The sequence below is a fragment of the Coprobacter fastidiosus genome (assembly GCF_030296935.1).
GTDB lineage: Bacteria > Bacteroidota > Bacteroidia > Bacteroidales > Coprobacteraceae > Coprobacter > Coprobacter fastidiosus.
Map to the genome: position 1 here is coordinate 1,805,586 of NZ_AP028032.1, position 18,127 is coordinate 1,823,712.

The following is an 18,127-nucleotide window of genomic DNA, read 5'->3' on the forward strand; positions in this document are numbered from 1 at the left end:
AAATCCAGACCAATAAAAAATAACATTCCTATAAATAAGTGAAAGCAGCACTACTTTTATGACTACTATTTTAATACGTCTAATTCATAACATAAAAGGTCATTTCACGTCTTTTTTATGCATGTTTCACTTTATCCTGATGTTCTGCAAATTCCAAAATTTGAGCTAAACTATATTTATATTTTTCACCCAATAAAGAGAAATATTCTTTACAGAAATTATCATACGTATTTTTTGCCAGACCTTTTTTCCCAGAATTATACAGAATATAACATTTCATAGTTAAAGCATCCTCATTTAACGAGTCATATAGAAAAATTACATCCGTAAGCTGTAACTTGGTTACATCGTTAGAATCATTTTCTTGCAAAAGTCTATTCAAGAAATCAATAGCAAGGCTCGTATAGTCACTCTTAAATTTATCTACCCAATCTATCTGCGTATGAGGGAGCAAAGGCCCTAACATTAAATAATCAAGCACTTCGGGCAATAGCCGTTCTTTTAATTCCGGATGCTCCTTGATCTTTCTCATCTGATCCAATACCCGATAATAATCACAAGACACGTCTTCTCCTAAAGTCAACTTCCAAAATCGATTATCATTATATAGTTGAATATTCCCTATCTCAGAAAGAAGGGTTTTAAGCCGAGTAATGGAAACATTACGATTATTACGTGCCGACTTCTCTTCTTTGTCCGGCCACAAGATCACTTCTATATTTTTACTGTTTATACCCTTTCCGTCATTTTCGCTATATAATAATATAAGAAGCAGAAGATTCTTCAATATAGGAGTAAAATGTACGGTAATATCCCGTCCCTCCTTGTCTATGATATTAAATCCTCCGAGCAAGTTGATACATTGTCGAGAATTATTTTTCGTCTTATTGGTATGAGGTTGTTCGAATGCATCTGTTTCATGGAGCATATCCTGGAAACGACTTTTTCTCTTTTTTCTCCGATAGATATAAATTGCAATCAGAGACAGCAAAACAATCCCTAATCCAATATAACTTCCCCAACATATCAATTGAGCAGATTTGTCCGGAACTTCCTGCACAATATCGGACTGAGCTATCGGAGGATAATTTATCTCAAATATAGAAATATCAGAACTTCCTGTCTTAAAATTTTTACAAAACAGCGCATACAATTTCGAATCACGTTCTGAATGAAACAATGTATAAAATGTATAATCCGATTCTATTACCGACTGGTTTATAGGGCTCGATGCCTCTTGCAAGTCTGCATGATTTAAAGAAATCTTAAACAAAGTTCCCTTTTGCCAATTGGTCAAGACATAAAAACAAGAATCTGCAGAATTATAAATCATATTTCCACAAGGTAAGAATTGCCGTTTTTCTTTGAATTGCCGAATAAGCTTCGTCTCTTTTGTTTTCAGATTTACAGAATATAAATCATAATATATATGCGGATTCAGTTCTTGCTTGCCGGTTTTACATCCGCGTCCACCGAAAATATAAAGATGATCATCAACGATTACCGATGCAGAAGAATATCTCGGAGGAATCACAATAAGTTTATCATTTTCCCATTCCGCTTTTTCAGGGCTTATTTTGAACAAATCATTTTTATATAAATAAAAACCATATCCTCCAAAAGCAAATATAGAATGTTCTTTTTCATAAAAGGATGTAGTATGATGCCAAAAACTATGTTCCTTGACCGGAAGCGTTTCTTTACTCCAACACTCATTCTCGAACGAAAATTCCGACACGGTACGTTCATCCAAATTATAAGAAACAAGTTTGTTTCTTACCGTATCAAAAATCAGTTGATTCGTACTTCTTGATGCTGGATACCCCCCTTTTACAAAGATGATACTATCTTTTCCCGACTTCGGATTATAACATATAACCGTTTTATGGTCAGGAACTATGTATATAAGATTTTTTTGAGGATCAAAGGCATATTGAGGATTAGTAAGTTCTGGAAATTCTTTGGAATATAAAAAATCCCATCGTGTATGATTGTCAATAATCCATTCCGGATTTACGGCAATAGCCGGAATATCTTGGATTTCATCATAACAACAATCTACCGTATGTCGTTTAAGTTGCCAATATCGAATCAATTTATTATTGGAATGAATTTTTATATCCCGGACATTCATCGGAGGGATTTCGGCTGATGAGAAATTAGGATGCCTGCATACTCCGAAATAAAGGCTCACTTCTCTCCAATCTTTAAAAGAAAAAGGTATTGCCAGATGTATTTTGTCATAATCTAACAGCACCGAATCTTTCTTCGCAGAGAATCGAATATTCACAAAGAACCATTTATTCAATTCTATTCTATTGGTTATAGGGTATATATTATCATTTATAGAGAGTATAGGATATTGGTTATTTTTCTCATCAGCAATAAAATTGAGCGATATGACATCTTGCGTGTCACTTATTATTTTAAATACAGTACCGAAAATGAACTCATTTCTCAAACTCATATCGAATGAAAGAATAAATTCTTTATTCAGTCTAAAAGGTTTGTTGTTATTAAGAACCAATGCCGTACGCTCCGCACCCATATATTTATGGGATTTAAAATACAATCCATAATTAGGTTCATGTGCATTAAGAAAGAACGACAAGAATATAAAAAATAACAATATTATTTTTCTCATGGTTAAAATGTATTTAATACAAATTCTTTTATTCTGTTCATGAACGTTTATTATCAATAAAATAAAATCAATGTGACGATCATATTTCTACATTTCAGCAAATCACTTTAAATAAACGTTCGTTTATTTGGATTCATTTTTCCGGAAAATTTTAATTTTTTTTTCTTACCTTAAAGTGCTGAGGATAAAAATATTTTTAGCAAGATTGTTTTTTGGGTTAAAAAATTCTATATTTGTCCAAATAAACGAACGTTTTTCCGGAAAATTTCTTAAAAAACGCTATTTCCTATTTTAATATCAATCATATATTTTTTCACAGTATATCATTAATTTACAAGCTTCTACATAGATTATTCCCGAACCTTATCGAATCTGTACTTTTTGAGTTATACTTCCGTTTTTGGTCAAAATTTTGACGATATAAATCTTTTTATCCAAAGATGCAACGGGAATACTCGTCTTATTTTCATCCAAAATAACCGATTTTAAATTTTGTCCGTACATATTGAAAATCATTGCCGTACCCTTTTCATTATTCGGTAACTGCACAATCAAATTATTTCCATTTTGGTATATCAGCGGTATATTTTCTGTCACTTTATTTACCGCAGACAGACTTGGAACTTTATATATATTTTCTCCCTGAGGTATCTTATAATAAAAAGCTACACTGAAATTGTACAACGGATAAGGTTGATCATAAATAATTTTGAAATTTTCATCTCTCGGTTCATAATTTGGTCTTAAAGTCGTTTCATTCTCATCTCTCGGATACACATATTCTCCATTGACCTTTTTATCTAAATCAATATAGTTGAAAAAAGCTTCGTAATCATCACTATCCCGAAGATTTCCATGTCCATTAGTTTTTTGTGTAGCATAAGACACTTCTACATTCCCGGTCAGCGGAGAAGCGCTCGTCAATACTACACAATCATCTTTTATTTGTATATTTGTAATAGTCTGTTCCACACCATTATTAGAAAGAACAAATCCTAAATTTTTTTGAGACTCAACCAATTTTGAATCAAAAACAAGAGGTAATTTAGGAACTATAAACCTGATCGATATCTCATTAGCGTTTTCCGGATTACGGGTAATCTCAATCGGTTGCAACGGTTTAAAATCCTCTTTCAAAATACAAGTTTTATAATATACTTTCCCCAACATTTCTCCATACCAACGATAACCGTTACTATCGAGATGCCCCCCTCGATCGGTCATCGGATATACCGGTCCGGCACATACAATATCTTCATTTTCATTAGAAGCATTTAATTGAGCCATACCGACCTCTAACGTAGTGCCCCGAGTATATTGAGCCCCTGTCTGATATGTAATAAACAATGGAGCATCGTCTTGTCCATAATATTTCTTTACGGCATCCTGCATGTTGTTCTTTAACTGCAATAAATATTTATAATATAACTTTCCGTCAGTAGTACTGTATGATCCGACAGTCATACCTTTATTTTCGTACGATGTATAATTATATTCGCCCTGCATGAAAAATATTACCGGACAAGAAATACTCTTATTATTTTCAAAGGCAAGTTTAGAACCCTGCAACAAAGTATTGCTGAATTGGCTGTAACAAGTAGAAAATTCATTCTCTTTAGAAAGCTCTTCGATACTTGTCCCGCTTGTTCCGGCAGAGGTTGCCAAAATATTTGTTCCCGGTTGAAGTTTCTTTTGAATATGGTTTACTGCACCTAACAACGGACATTCTGCAATTGTCCCAGCATTCCGGTTTCGGATATTGCTATTATTCGCAAAAGCCGCCGATACATTTCCTATCAAAGGTTTTATCTCGTCAAAGTTTTTATTACCATAGTTGATCCATACCTGATCTCCGATCATAAAATTTCCCGGAACATTCTCCGTCGATATGACCGGCCAAGACTGATGTCCGGTCGATAGACTCTGTCCATACATGATTATATGCTGATAACTTCCGTCTATTTTTCCCGGATCTAACGTCGCAGCCATTTCCACAGCACCAACAGCACAAGTTCCATTTTCGAATGAACGGATATTCCCTATTTGATCGGTATTTATTCCAAGATCTTGCAAAAACGAAGCTTTTCCTGCAGTCAACGCATCACAATTCGGAAACAAAGGAATAGAGTTTTGACGATTTACATATTCTTCGGTTGAAGATACAAGCCCAGATAAGCGAGACAATTCATATCCCGAAACATTTCCATTTCCTGTTTCCAATTTAAGAGGAGCGCCAGTTTGAACCCCGAAGCCCAAATAAGAATTAGAGATAAAAAGATCTTCCCCTTCTACAGGAGTATAACGAAAACCCATATCTGAAGATTGGCCTTGCGGATCGGTCATATTCGATTCAACGATCGAGTTATATATCCGTTTTGCCAAAAGCTGGGTTGAAGTATTATCATTCTCTTTCCAAAAACATAATCCGCAACCAAAGCCTCTGTTGCCTGAAGCCGTATTTTCGGTTATGGTACAGTTAACAATACTTACACTACTGCCTTTCTGAGCCGAAGGAATATATAAAGCAGCTCCCCCCTGAGTCTTCACATAATTTTTCCAGATCGTACAATTTATTATCTGCATATCCATAATATTATCAGAAAGTGCATTTTTTATAGCAATAGCACCTCCGGCATCTGTTGCACTATTTTCTGCAAGAAGAGAATTTTCGATACGTATCGAGCTTCTGACTATTTCGTTCGTGTTGATATTATTTTCTATATTGATACCTCCGCCTCTTTGTGCCACCGAACAATTGCGAACAGTAGAGTTTTTCAATACAAAAGATTCTATTCCGAGTATCTGAAGTCCCCCACCGTTAGAATTCGCAACCGACTGAAGATTACAATTTGTGATCATACATCGATCCATTACTAATTTTCCACGCATTTCAGAGAAAACAGCTCCTCCCTGCTGCACCTGATTATCCGTAAATATACAATCATAAAATTCTACTTGATTCGGAGTATAGAGGTATACTGTTCCCTTACAAGATACAGCAATATTGTTTTTGAAAATACAGTTTGTAAATACAGATCTTGAATTTTGGATAAAGACTGCAGACCCTTTTGTCTGATTTTGCGCACCATTTATAAAAGATAAATTTTTATACTGTGTCTCTTTATCATTAGAGTCAATATTAAAAATCCGTGTAACACCGTTACCCGTAAAACCTGAAGTCGAAGGAGAATCTCCAATAATCGAAAACGCCATTTGCGGTATAGCAACTCCCTCTATCCCGGAAACTTCTTTAGACACGTCTATTATCCCAGATACCCTGATATTATCGCCGTCCTCTATTAATGAAAGGGCTTTTGTCAACGTAGCTACCGCCCCGCTTTCAGATAACCCATTATTGGTATCCACTCCATTAACAGACAAATATATGTCTTTTGCTATAAGAGATTGAACCGACAACAAGCATAAGGCAATAACCAAATATTTTCCAATAAAAAGATTTTTCATGATAATTTATTTTTTATGTGTGTTGTACAAAATAAATATACGGATAATAAAAAAGTGTATTATTTTCTATTACATAGAATATTAAATTTATAATAAATCAAGTTTTTAAAGAGTAAAAGCTTTCTATTGTATTAAAATAGATATAATACAAACAATTAAAAAACTGTTCATTCTTTACAAAAGAATTTTAAACAGTTTCTAAAAACAAATTGTCAGAACATACTGTGGGTATACTTTATAAAAAATCGTATAAAAGTTGTGCTTTTGCGTATGCGATTCGCTAATTACAAATAAACCGCTAACTTCAGGAATAAACTTTTTTATATGGATGCTCTTTTTGAAATCTACTCCTGTCGCATCCATTAATTTAAAGATAGACTCTTTGGCAGACCACAGTAATAATGTGTGGATGAGTTCTTTGTTCGAGTCGATCGACTGTATTTCAGAAACACTTAAAAATTTTTCCTTTAGAGCGAGAACCTTTGTTGCAATTCTTTCGACATCGATTCCTATCGGCCGGGAAGATATTGCAACGGCAATACAACATTGAGTATGAGAAACAGAAATATATTCAGATGAAGAAACAAGATAAGGCTTTCCATTATCATTATATTTTATTTCCGCCTCTCCTTTTTGCAGCAAATTTATCAGAATTCGGGTCGTAAGCTTTTCTATCTTCCGTTTTTCTGTTTTACAAGACGCCATTATCGACTCATACAAATGTGTATTTCCTAATATCGATAACAGTTCTTCCGGAGTTTCCTCAGGTTTCCAAAGAGCAATCCTAACACCCGGAATCATTTCTTGTATAGAGATTAACGGCATATTATTTTTGAGGTTGTACGGTTTCTATCAAGTGCATAATATCTTGTGTCACATATTCTATCACCGGAGCAACAGAATCTCTCTTAACAGGAGTATCGAAGTATAATGCCCCTCGAAAAAGATAGGAAATACTGTCGGTAACCGTAAACTGCAACGGTGTCGCCGTATTTCCTGTTAACGAATATAAAGTAGCATATAAATGCCGTTCAGCATTTTCATACAATTGAGCCTGAATTTTTTCCGCCTTGATTCCGTGACGATATACAAGCTCTTTACTTTCAGCAAAAATACGGGTTTTATTTTTTTTGTCTATGGGAATATAAGTGCAATAAACCGTAGTTTTATAACGAGGATATATAATATTTATCCATGCAGATGCAACAGAATTGTCTATGATACCTTGTGCGCTCTGCGATATTTCAAAAGAAAGGGGAAAACCGGTTTTATCAATTAATTTATACGCTTTCGGATGAGGATCGATTCGCAAATATCCGTCAGGTTTAGGAGAATAATCCTGACGACAGCCCGCTACTGTAAGCAGTATCAACAACATAAAAAGGAATATTCCGAACCCATAATAATACAAAGTCCGAGCTTGTTTATTCTTTTTCTTCACGGTCGATTCTGACTTTAATCTTAATTATACGACGTTTATCTACTTCTAAAATAGTAAACAGATATTTCCCATAACAAATTTTCTCTTTCTCAGCAGGAAAATCTTCCTTTATTTCTAAAATCAAACCGGCAAGAGTTTCCGCATCTTCCGAAATTTCATTGAAGTCGTTTTCATCGATGCCGGTAATTTTATAAAAATCATTTAGCAACGTCTTTCCTTCAAAAATATAAGTATTATCATCGATCTTCACATACTGCTGTTCTTCTTCATCATACTCATCGCTAATTTCCCCGACAATCTCCTCCAGAATATCTTCCATCGTAACGATTCCTGATGTCCCGCCAAACTCATCTACGACGATAGCCATGTGAATTTTCTGTTTCCTGAATTCTTCCAACAAATCATCTATCATTTTCGTTTCAGGGACAAAATATGCAGGCCTTAACAAACTCGACCAATCAAAATCTTTCTCTTTTATATAGGGTAGTAAATCTTTAATATAAATAATCCCTTTAATATTATCCTGTGAACCTTCATACACCGGTAATCGGGAATATCCGGTTTCAACGATTATCTTTATTAACGAAGAAAGGCTGATACGTATATCTATATCTGTCATGTCAACGCGAGAAGTCATTATCTCTTCCACAGTCTTTCCCCCGAACTTGATAATTCCCTCAAGCATTTCTTTCTCTTCATTCTCATCGACCTGAGTCATCTCCAATGCCTGAGAAAGCTCGTTCATAGACAAGTTCGTATTTTTCCGCGAAATATGTTTATTAATAATATGAGTAAATTTAATCAAGGCCCAAGACAACCAACGAAACATTTTCTCAAGATGGGTCAACACTCCTGCTGCTCTGCGTGCCATAGTCAGAGAGTTATGTTTTGCATAGATCTTCGGCATAATCTCTCCGAAAAGCAACAATAGAAATGTTAAAATTACAACTTGAAACAAAAAAGAGATAACCGGACTTCTGAATATGATCGTTTCCGAAATAAAAAAATTGCAAAGCATCACTACTGCAACATTGACAAGATTATTAGCGATCAAGATTGTCGCCAACAGATATTCAGAACGGGCTAACAGATTTTTTATTAAAACATCCTGAGTCTTTTTTTCTTCTTCGATTTCGGCTTGGTCTTGCGGAGATAAGGAGAAAAACGCAATCTCCGAAGCAGATACAAAACCGGAAAAAACTAAACACAAAAACGCCATAAAGAGCGCAAAAATACCACCTGATGTAATAGGTAAAACCTCTATTGAGGTAAGAAATGTCGATAAATAACTGTCCGGGTCCAAGTAAATAAATATTAGTTAAACATATCGAAGATACTCCTCTCGGAATCTCTCCGCCATACAAGAAATAGTGCCTTCCTGTCAAACCGGGAAGGAACTATTTATGTGTGAGTATGTTGTACTCTTGGCAAAAGTACAATTAAAAAATTAAAAAGGCAAATCATCTATATCATTATTCCCAGAATCCACATTACTTCCCTGTACCGGAGAAGTTAATGACGGTTGCACAGGATTATCGATTTGAGAAACCGGAGACGCCCCGATTTGTTCGTTTTTACGTCCCAACAGTTCCATATTATCCGCATAAATCTCTGTCGTATAACGAGTGATATTGCTTTGATCTACCCAAGAACGAGTGCGAATCTTTCCTTCAATATAAAGTTGAGTTCCTTTACGGACATATTTTTCTGCTATTTCCGCCAATCCACGCCACAAAACGATATTGTGCCATTCTGTTTTTTCAGGAATCTGAACTCCTGCACGAGTAGTATATGCCCGATCGGTTGTCGCCAGTGGAAAATTTGCGACACATACATTATTATCGAGATATCTTATATCGGGATCTTTACCCACGTTTCCAATAAGAATAACTTTATTTACTGACATATATATTTAATTAGATTATTTTCCAAATATACAAAGCCCTCATAAGAATACGGCTTCTTCAAACGACATTTTTTCGGATTTATCGACTTGCTTTCATTGCTTTAATAATTGCAGAAGTGAATCCGGCATGATCCAACTCATTCAACCCTTTGATCGTTATTCCTCCGGGAGTAGTAACCTTGTCTATTTCAATAGCAGGATGAGTATCATTATTCAATATCAGTTCGGCAGCTCCCTTTACAGACTGTGCAATCATTTTCATTGCCGCTTTCGGATACACTCCCATCTCTACTCCGGCTTCCGTTGCTGCATATATATATTTCAGGACATAAGCGATTCCACAAGAAGTCAAAGCCGTTGTTGCCGCAATCTGCGACTCAGGAATAAGCATTGCCAATCCCATTTCGTTAAAAATATCAACAATTTGCCGTTCTTGTTCTTCCGACGCATTGAAAGATGAAATCAATGTCATACTTGCCATTTCTGATATAGCCGTATTGGGAACTAATCTGAAGATCGTCATTTTAGAAGAAGTTATTTGAGCCAATTGCTCAAGGCTTACACCTGCGGCAATAGAAATCAAAAGTTGTCTCTCCGGATCTATTCTTAACTGTCCCAATACTTCGGACACCAACCAAGGTTTCACAGCCAGAATAATCACATCCGCCCAATTTACGGCCTCTTGATTTTGAGTTACAATCGATATTTCGGGAGCATGACTCTGCAATTGTTTTAACTTTTTTATATCCGGATCAGCCACTATTATGTCACTGTTCTTGATAATTGTTCCTTGAGCTAATCCTTTAGCAATAGCCCCTCCCATATTTCCGGCCCCGATAATTGCGACTTTCATAATTGAATAATTTTAGAATTTATTAAAAATTACTATTCAGATCGTTCTACTTTTTGCTGCTCTTTCTGCTGTTGTTCTTGCATCAAATCATCTCCGAGATGAGTCGTAGCTTCTATAATTTCCCGATCACGTATTTCTTTGGCCTTACGGGCATATACTATCATACGCATAGACTGATCATAAGTAAGATAATTCCATATCCAATTCAACAACACGATTACCTTATTCCGAACACCTAAAATAGATCGTAAATGAACAACCAACCACATTATCCAAGCAAACCAACCTTGCATTTTCACCTTATTGAATTCGGCCACAGCCCGATTACGTCCCACGGTCGCCATAGAACCCAAATTTCGGTAATGGAAAGGTTTCATTTTCATTCCCTTTTCATACCGGACCAGATTTTTTGCCAATAATTCTCCTTGCTGTATTGCGACTTGTGCCAACTGAGGATGTCCATTAGGGTATTTCTTATCGGTCAACTGAATACACTGATCGCCAATCGCAAACACATTATTCAGCCCTATTACTTGATTATATTCATTCACTTTGATTCGGCCTCCTCTCCCTATTAAAGAAGAGTCCATATTTCTAATTGGCACGCCAGTTATTCCACTCACCCAAATAAACGTACGTGTTGCTATTGCACTACCGTCTTCAAGAACCACTTTATGATTACGATAATCTACTACTTTTTTATTTAACAGAATATTCACGCCCATTTCCCGAAGAAACTGTTCTGCATGAGCAGAAGATTTTTCGGACATTCCTGCAAGCAGACGAGGTCCTGCCTCAATCAAGTAAACATGCATCAGATTACTGGACATATCGGGATAATCATTCGGTAATACAAATTTTTTCATTTCCGAAAGAACCCCGGCGACCTCCACCCCAGTAGCGCCTCCACCTACAACCACAACATTCAAAAGTTCCTGCTGCTCTTGTTTAGTCGCACAAGTAAGAGCCCGTTCAAAGTTCGCTAAAAGAGCATTTCTAAGGCCCATTGCCTCAGACACATTTTTCATCGGTATCGCCTCTTCTTCAATATGTCGGTTGCCATAGAAATTAGTCGTCGTACCGGCTGCTAAAATAAGATAGTCATATTCAATTTTTCCGATAGAAGTCTGAATTATATTTCTCTCGGGAAAGATCGCCCGGACCTCAGCCATACGGAAATAGAAATTTTTACGATGTTGAAATATCTTACGAAACGGGAAAGATATAGAAGTCGGTTCCATCCCGGCCGAAGCGACCTGATATATTAACGGCGGAAATTGGTGGTAATTATTTTTATCGATCAATACGACCTGAAAATTCGATTTTTTCAACTTATTCGCCAATTTCAAGCCTCCGAATCCACCTCCCACAATAACGACACGTTTTTTATTATCTCTTACGATATTAAAACTCATATTCTCTCAATATTTATGATTATTTCCAGATACATACCATTGAAACCTCAGATGCTATCAGTAGCCAAACAAAGGTACACAATTTTGCTTGAATACAATCCGATAGTAAAAATTTATTATTTGCTTCTATATTAATAATTAATTTCATAATCATATCGAATATGATTATTATGTTTCTGCTTGAAAAAAACTTTTAATGTACAGAAAGATAAAGAATAATAGTTTAATTTTGCTTTTGCATATTAATGGATAGCCTGTATTTCTTGACTCAAAATCAATAATCAACTATATAATGACAAAAGTAAACAAATTGTTGTTGATCCTGACATGCAGTTTTGCGTTCGGATTATATCAGCCGGAATGCTCGGCAGGTATTTTTAAGAAAAAGAAAAAAAATGAGGCGAACAAAGAAGCTGTTAAAGAAAAGAATGAATACGACAAATTCTTTTCTGAAAAGCATACGACTGTAAACGGCTTGATAAAGATGCACAAAATGAAAGGGAAACTGTATTTCGAACTCCCGATAAATCTTTTAAACCGCGATATGCTTTTAGGATCGACGGTCTCCGAGATTAGTGATAATACAAATGCAATTATCGGTTCTAAACCGACAGATCCGATTCATTTCCGATTTTCAAAAATGAATGATATTATCTGCATGAATCTTGTTCAATCAGAAAACATAAATTCCGATCAAGATGAAAATATTCAACGCTCCATTGCAAAAAGTAACATAGATGCGATATTAGAAACTTTCAAAATTTCGGTCTATACACCGGATAGCAGTGCAGTAGTATTTGACGTAACAGATTTTTTTGTAGGGGACAATAAGTTGATGACTCCATTCGACAAATATAGCGCCAATCTGAGTCGGGGCATGAGAAGATCAGAAATCTTTCAAAAAGATAAATCGAGTTTAGGAGAAATAAAAGCCTTTCCCGACAACGTTTTAATTCGTAGCAATCTGTCTTATACATATACCATTTCGGGTAGCCGCGGAACATCAGCAAAGGACATTCCGTTCACAGCATTGATGACTCGGTCTATCATTCTGTTGGAAGAAACCCCATATCGCCCCCGCATTACAGATAGCAGAATAGCCATATTTCCCGTACAAATAACCGATTATTCTGCAAAAGAGCAAAAAACCAAAAACATATATTATGCCTATCGATGGCGGCTCGAACCTTCGGATATGGAAGCTTACAAACGCGGAGAAAAAGTCGAACCTAAAAAACCGATTGTTTTTTATATAGACAACAACTTCCCGGAAAAATGGCGTAAATATATTAAAGAAGGTGTAAATCAATGGAACGAACTATTTTCGGAAATCGGATTTAAAGACGCCATCAAAGCCGTAGACTTTCCGGAAAATGATCCGGAATTTGATCCTGATAATATCAAATATTCCTGCATTCGCTATGCTCCGATTGCCATAGAAAATGCAATGGGTCCCTCATGGGTAGATCCGCGTAGCGGAGAAATTCTAAGTGCCTCGGTCTATTTATACCACGATGCAATAGAATTATTAAATAATTGGTTATTCATCCAAACATCTCAAGCTGATAAACGGGTGCGACATACGCTTATTCCGGACGAGATCATCGGAGACGGATTGCGTTATGTTATCTCACATGAAGTCGGACACTGTTTAGGTTTTATGCATAACATGAGTGCGTCTTCCGTAATTCCCGTCGATTCATTACGGTCTCCCTCATTTACACAAAAATACGGTACGACGACGTCTATCATGGACTACGCCCGATTCAACTATGTAGCACAGCCGGGAGACATGGAGAGGGGAGTAAAATTAACTCCACCCCGTTTTGGAGAATATGACCGTTTTCTTGTCAAATGGAACTATACACCGTTACCTAACGCATCAACAGCTAAAGATGAATATAAGATAACATCTAAATGGATCTCAGAGTTATCCGGGAATCCTATATACCGTTACGGGAAACAGCAAGGACAGATTATCGATCCGAAATCCCAGACAGAAGATTTAGGCGATAATGCAATGAAAGCGAGCGAATACGGCATAAAAAATTTAAAATACATTCTGGAAAATCTAAACAATTGGGTGGACAAAGAAGATCCCGATTATTCTTACCGAACTTCTATTTATAATGGAGTAATCATGCAGTATCTCACTTATTTAATGCATGTTTACGGTAATGTAGGCGGTATTTATTTAAATGAGAAACATGTAGGAGATAAGGTTGAAGCGGTGATGAGTGTGCCTGCCGAGAAACAAAAAGCTGCCGTAAAATTCCTGTTAGACCAAATATCCTCTATGGACTGGATCAATAACAAAGAACTGATGAAAGAAATATCCCTGATGGGGTCTTCTGCAGATTTGTTGAGAAATGAAGTTATGAAAGCTGTTATCGCCTCTCCGAATAAAGTAGAATTATCCGCACTCAAAGCAGAGAAAAACGCTTATACTGTAACAGACTGTTTAGAAGATGTTTATCAATATGTATGGAAACCTACCTTATCCGGCGAAAAACTATCCGAGAATCAAATAAAAATGCAAAATCTTTTTGTGAAATATGTAGGAATCGGCGCCGGAATAAAAATCGGGAAAGAAGCCAAAACAAAATCTTTGTCAGGAGAAGGATTCATCGGTATTCCAGATTTCTTGAGAGGGTCATCTCCAATAGCCCACAGCTCTTTCTGTTCATGTCGTCCGGATGCATCCAAACATGTGGAAAATGTTTCTTTGAATCCGGTTGCCGGATACGAACCGTCATCGGCAACTTACTTTATTGCTCGCCCGCAAGATGGATTATATTACGGCTATTTGCTTAAAATACGGAATATTTTGAAAGGGAAAATAAATCATCCAGACAAAAATACCCGGTTGCACTACCAGTTGTTATTGCATAATCTTGATAATTCATTGAAGTTATAAGGAGTTTGAAAATGAACAATATAAAACTAATCATAATATTAATATATCTTTTCACCGCCGCAGGAATGCCTGATGCCTCTGCTCGTAAAAAGAAGAATAAACAAAGTGCAAAAACAGAAGAGGTAAAAGATATCTCAAAATACGAGAAACTGTTCAAAGATAAAAAACATATTCAGGCAAAGGGGCTCTTCACCATGCATTTGGCAGAGGGAAAAGTCTATATGGAGGTTACTGTCGGTACGCTCGGACAACGAATGCTGATGGGATCGACGGTAGAAAAAATCAGCGATCCATTAGAATCCTCCGTAGGAGCTCAGCCGATGCCTCCTATACAAGTCATTTTCGAAAAATCGGATTTCCTCATCAATATTTGTAAAATCAATGAGAAAATTAAAATTTTCGATAAAGAGAAAAAAGGCCAGTCCGCAATTGCTAAAAGTCAGATTGGAGCGGTCATTGCATCTTTCCCGATTGCAGCATACTCCCCGGACAGTTCAGCTATAGTATTTGAAGCAACATCATTTTTCATCAACGATGATAAGTCTCTCGATCCCTTAGACCCTAAAGCCTATAATAGTCTGGAAGGATATGTAAAAAGAACCGGAACATTTAAACGCAACAGATCTCAAATCGCAAGCGTAGAAGCCTATCCGGATAATGCATCGGTAACAAGTTGCTTAAGTTATTCTGTTTCTCTTTCTCTATTCGGAATTTTTAAAATGGTAGAAGACAAACCTTTGACAGCCTTAGTAAAACGAACTTTCCTGAAACTTCCGGATGAAGGATTCATATCTCGCGAAGCAGATGCCCGAGTCGGGACTGCTTACTCTCAATATATTGAATTTTCAGGAGACCAGCAAGGCTCAAGAAACAGGTACTATGCCAACCGCTGGCGATTAGAACCTAAAGATAAAGATGCTTTCCTATCTGGAAAACTCTCTGAACCACAAAAACCTATAGTTTTTTACGTAGATAATACTTTCCCTGAAAAATGGCAGGAATATATCTCTCGCAGCGTAGCGCAATGGAATAAAGCGTTTGAGAAAATCGGATATAAAGATGCTATCCGTACAAAAATATATCCGCAAAATGATTCAACTTTCAACGACACGAATTTGAAATATTCTTGTATTCGTTATGTCATTTCTCCATCCGAAGGAATCAATGATAATGTATGGACCGATCCTCGCACCGGAGAAATTATCAGTGCAAATATTTATATTTGTCATAATCTCCCGATGCAAATTCAGAGAGATCGGCTATTACAAACCGCAGCTTACGACAAAAGTGCTCGTACGTTGACTTTGAACGAAGAAGATTTTGGAAAAGCATTTGTCTCCATGCTGATGCGTAACATAGGTCACTGCCTGGGCCTGACCGACAATTTGGCCGGATCGGCAGCATATTCTACCGACTCTCTGCGTTCTGCCGGTTTCACAAAAGAAAAAGGCCTCAGCTCATCGGTAATGGACGATCTGACATTCAACTATCTGCTATCTGCCGATCATTATAAAAAAGGGGACTCATGGTGTCAGGAGTCGATCGGAGAATATGATTATTGGGCTATACGATGGCTATACGGATCTTTTTCTAATGCTGATACTCCTGAAAAAGAATCTGCTATGCTGAAAAAACTGGTATCGGAGAAATCAGGAAATCCGGTTTACATGTACGGGAAACGACAAAACAGAAGAGCTTTTTACGATCCTCGATCTATGTCAAGAGATTTAGGAAACAATGCCGTTGAATCTGTGGGGTTTGCCTTTAAAAATTTGTCCGAAGTAATTGCCGGCATGAATAATTGGATCGACAAACAGGATTATGACTATTCTTTCCGAAAAGTAATTTACGGATATATAATCAATCAAGTATATGATTATATGATACATGTTTTTCAAAATGTAGGAGGAATTTATATAAATGAAAAATATGCAGGAGATCCGAACCCTACATATCAATCCGTACCGAAAGAGATTCAAAAAAATTCGTTACTATGGATCATGCAACAAATCGAGGATTTAACTTGGTTAGACAATTCCGATTTAATTAAAAATTGCGGCCTTGAAAGTAACATTAGCAATTTTGCACAAAACTATTTCGGGAACTTTATTTTCGTACAACTAAATGCAATGGCATTGAGCGAAAGCAAATCAGATGATCCTTATACACAACTCGAAGCTGCTCGTGATGTAATGAATTTTTTAATGAAAGAATCTAATGCCGGAAAAATACCGAGTGACAACAAAATATCGTTGCAAAGCATGTTTGTAGATAATCTGATCCGATGGTCCAATTTGACAGGAAAAGTTTCCGAAACTTCATCTTCTTTCTCTTCAATATTAAGTTTGGCATTAAAAGATACAAATAAGAAAAACGTATTGCAATATTACGATTATATTCGAAAATATCCGGAACTTATAAATTCCACAACAGAGAATGAAGGAATGTCGGCAATGCAAAGCGTCCGCTTTAATGTCCTCCCGGAGCGCTCACATGAATGGTATGGAATGTTGCTTAATTTTAAATCATCTCTTCGAAATGCTGCGAATAAAGCTCCGACAGAAGAATTGAAAAATACTTACTTATACCAAATCTATAAAATAGATAAAGCTTTAAGTAAAGATTAAAAAACTGTTGTTACATAAAAATCCCTGATTTAGGACGGTTACCAAATCAGGGATTTATTTTTCATACCTGTTCCGATTTTATCGAATATCACTTTACAATACGTGTTCCCGTATCGGATAATATTGCCGAAGCTTGAGTAATAACGACCTCTTTAACTCCGGCATCAATCGCCTGAAAAGCATTTTCGAGTTTAGGAATCATTCCACCCTGAACAATCCCGTCTTGCACATATTGTTCGAACTGCACTCTATTAATAACCGGAATCACGCTATCATCATCATTTTCATCTTTCAAAACCCCTCTCTTCTCGAAACAGAAAACCAAAGTCACATCAAAATACGCAGCAAGAGCCTTTGCGGCTTCTCCGGCAATAGTATCGGCATTCGTATTCAATAATTGACCCTTTCCGTCATGCGTAAGCGGAGCTAAAACCGGCACGACTCCCGTACGAATCAACGTAGCCAGCATATCGCCCCGTACTTTCTTTACATCCCCGACAAAACCGTAATCCACTTCTTTTACAGGGCGCTTTTCAGATCTGATAATATCCATATCCGCACCGGTCATTCCCAGTGCATTTACAGACAAAGACTGCAATCCCGCAACAATATTCTTACTCACCAAGCCTCCGTAAACCATCGTTACGACTTTTAACGTCTCCGCATCCGTAACTCGTCGGCCATTTACCATTACGCTTTCAAGCCCCAACTGAGCAGCAACTTTAGTCGCTGAACGTCCTCCTCCATGTACCAAAACTTTATGTCCGGGAATTTGAGCAAAAGTTTTTAACAGACTCTGTAAAGTATCGGGTTCTTCTACAATTTTACCCCCGACTTTTATCAATGTCAATTTTTCCAT

Annotated in this window: 11 protein-coding genes; 2 read left to right on the forward strand and 9 right to left on the reverse strand. The window is 36.6% G+C overall.

The genetic code is table 11. The features are described 5' to 3' along the window. Window positions 1-115: 115 nt before the first annotated feature. The 8 genes from QUE35_RS07165 to QUE35_RS07200 form a co-directional block, all read right to left on the reverse strand. Complete coding sequence (locus tag QUE35_RS07165) at window positions 116-2,644, reverse strand: Kelch repeat-containing protein (RefSeq protein ID WP_022601828.1); 2,529 nt, start codon at window positions 2,642-2,644, stop codon at window positions 116-118. Between the two features lie 363 nt (window positions 2,645-3,007). Next, window positions 3,008-6,109: a T9SS type A sorting domain-containing protein gene (locus QUE35_RS07170; RefSeq protein WP_022601826.1), complete on the reverse strand. Its 3,102-nt coding sequence runs from the start codon at window positions 6,107-6,109 to the stop codon at window positions 3,008-3,010. Window positions 6,110-6,307: 198 nt separating this feature from the next. After that, window positions 6,308-6,934, reverse strand: a complete 627-nt coding sequence (locus QUE35_RS07175) for a 4'-phosphopantetheinyl transferase family protein (RefSeq protein WP_022601825.1) — start codon at window positions 6,932-6,934, stop codon at window positions 6,308-6,310. A 1-nt stretch (window position 6,935) separates the two neighbouring features. Next, window positions 6,936-7,550 (reverse strand): gliding motility lipoprotein GldD, encoded by a 615-nt coding sequence (gene gldD / locus QUE35_RS07180; RefSeq protein ID WP_022390073.1) that lies wholly within the window; start codon window positions 7,548-7,550, stop codon window positions 6,936-6,938. Further along, on the reverse strand, window positions 7,534-8,853 hold the full coding sequence (gene gldE, locus QUE35_RS07185; protein ID WP_031258754.1) for a gliding motility-associated protein GldE: 1,320 nt from the start codon (window positions 8,851-8,853) through the stop codon (window positions 7,534-7,536). The genes gldD and gldE overlap by 17 nt, the downstream gene beginning before the upstream one ends. Window positions 8,854-8,997: 144 nt before the next feature. After that, complete coding sequence (locus QUE35_RS07190; RefSeq protein WP_009317927.1) at window positions 8,998-9,456, reverse strand: single-stranded DNA-binding protein; 459 nt, start codon at window positions 9,454-9,456, stop codon at window positions 8,998-9,000. A gap of 79 nt (window positions 9,457-9,535) precedes the next feature. Next, window positions 9,536-10,309 carry a pyrroline-5-carboxylate reductase gene (gene proC / locus QUE35_RS07195; RefSeq protein ID WP_022601819.1) on the reverse strand — a complete coding sequence of 258 codons (774 nt, stop codon included), beginning with the start codon at window positions 10,307-10,309 and terminating at the stop codon, window positions 9,536-9,538. 32 nt (window positions 10,310-10,341) lie between these two features. Next, the gene (locus QUE35_RS07200) at window positions 10,342-11,724 is read right to left on the reverse strand and encodes an NAD(P)/FAD-dependent oxidoreductase (RefSeq protein ID WP_022601817.1); all 1,383 of its coding nucleotides are present in this window, start codon (window positions 11,722-11,724) and stop codon (window positions 10,342-10,344) included. A gap of 292 nt (window positions 11,725-12,016) precedes the next feature. Here QUE35_RS07200 and QUE35_RS07205 point away from each other — a divergent pair, with 292 nt between their 5' ends. Next, window positions 12,017-14,641, forward strand: coding sequence for a zinc-dependent metalloprotease (locus tag QUE35_RS07205; protein ID WP_022601815.1), 2,625 nt, complete (start codon window positions 12,017-12,019; stop codon window positions 14,639-14,641). An 11-nt stretch (window positions 14,642-14,652) separates the two neighbouring features. Continuing rightward, a complete protein-coding gene (locus QUE35_RS07210) occupies window positions 14,653-17,268 on the forward strand; it encodes a zinc-dependent metalloprotease (protein ID WP_122329729.1) in 2,616 nt (871 codons plus the stop codon). An 88-nt stretch (window positions 17,269-17,356) separates the two neighbouring features. Here the strand turns inward: QUE35_RS07210 and argB are convergent, their stop codons facing one another. Then, window positions 17,357-18,127 (reverse strand): acetylglutamate kinase, encoded by a 771-nt coding sequence (gene argB / locus QUE35_RS07215; protein WP_022601811.1) that lies wholly within the window; start codon window positions 18,125-18,127, stop codon window positions 17,357-17,359.

What these genes read in the sequence shown, in the direction of transcription:
- QUE35_RS07165 (WP_022601828.1), bottom strand. Translation starts at nt 2,644, where the DNA reads ATGAGAAAAATAATATTGTTATTTTTTATATTCTTGTCGTTCTTTCTT.
- QUE35_RS07170 (WP_022601826.1), bottom strand. Translation starts at nt 6,109, where the DNA reads ATGAAAAATCTTTTTATTGGAAAATATTTGGTTATTGCCTTATGCTTG.
- QUE35_RS07175 (WP_022601825.1), bottom strand. Translation starts at nt 6,934, where the DNA reads ATGCCGTTAATCTCTATACAAGAAATGATTCCGGGTGTTAGGATTGCT.
- QUE35_RS07190 (WP_009317927.1), bottom strand. Translation starts at nt 9,456, where the DNA reads ATGTCAGTAAATAAAGTTATTCTTATTGGAAACGTGGGTAAAGATCCC.
- proC (WP_022601819.1), bottom strand. Translation starts at nt 10,309, where the DNA reads ATGAAAGTCGCAATTATCGGGGCCGGAAATATGGGAGGGGCTATTGCT.
- QUE35_RS07200 (WP_022601817.1), bottom strand. Translation starts at nt 11,724, where the DNA reads ATGAGTTTTAATATCGTAAGAGATAATAAAAAACGTGTCGTTATTGTG.
- QUE35_RS07205 (WP_022601815.1), top strand. Translation starts at nt 12,017, where the DNA reads ATGACAAAAGTAAACAAATTGTTGTTGATCCTGACATGCAGTTTTGCG.
- QUE35_RS07210 (WP_122329729.1), top strand. Translation starts at nt 14,653, where the DNA reads ATGAACAATATAAAACTAATCATAATATTAATATATCTTTTCACCGCC.
- argB (WP_022601811.1), bottom strand. Translation starts at nt 18,127, where the DNA reads ATGGAAAAATTGACATTGATAAAAGTCGGGGGTAAAATTGTAGAAGAA.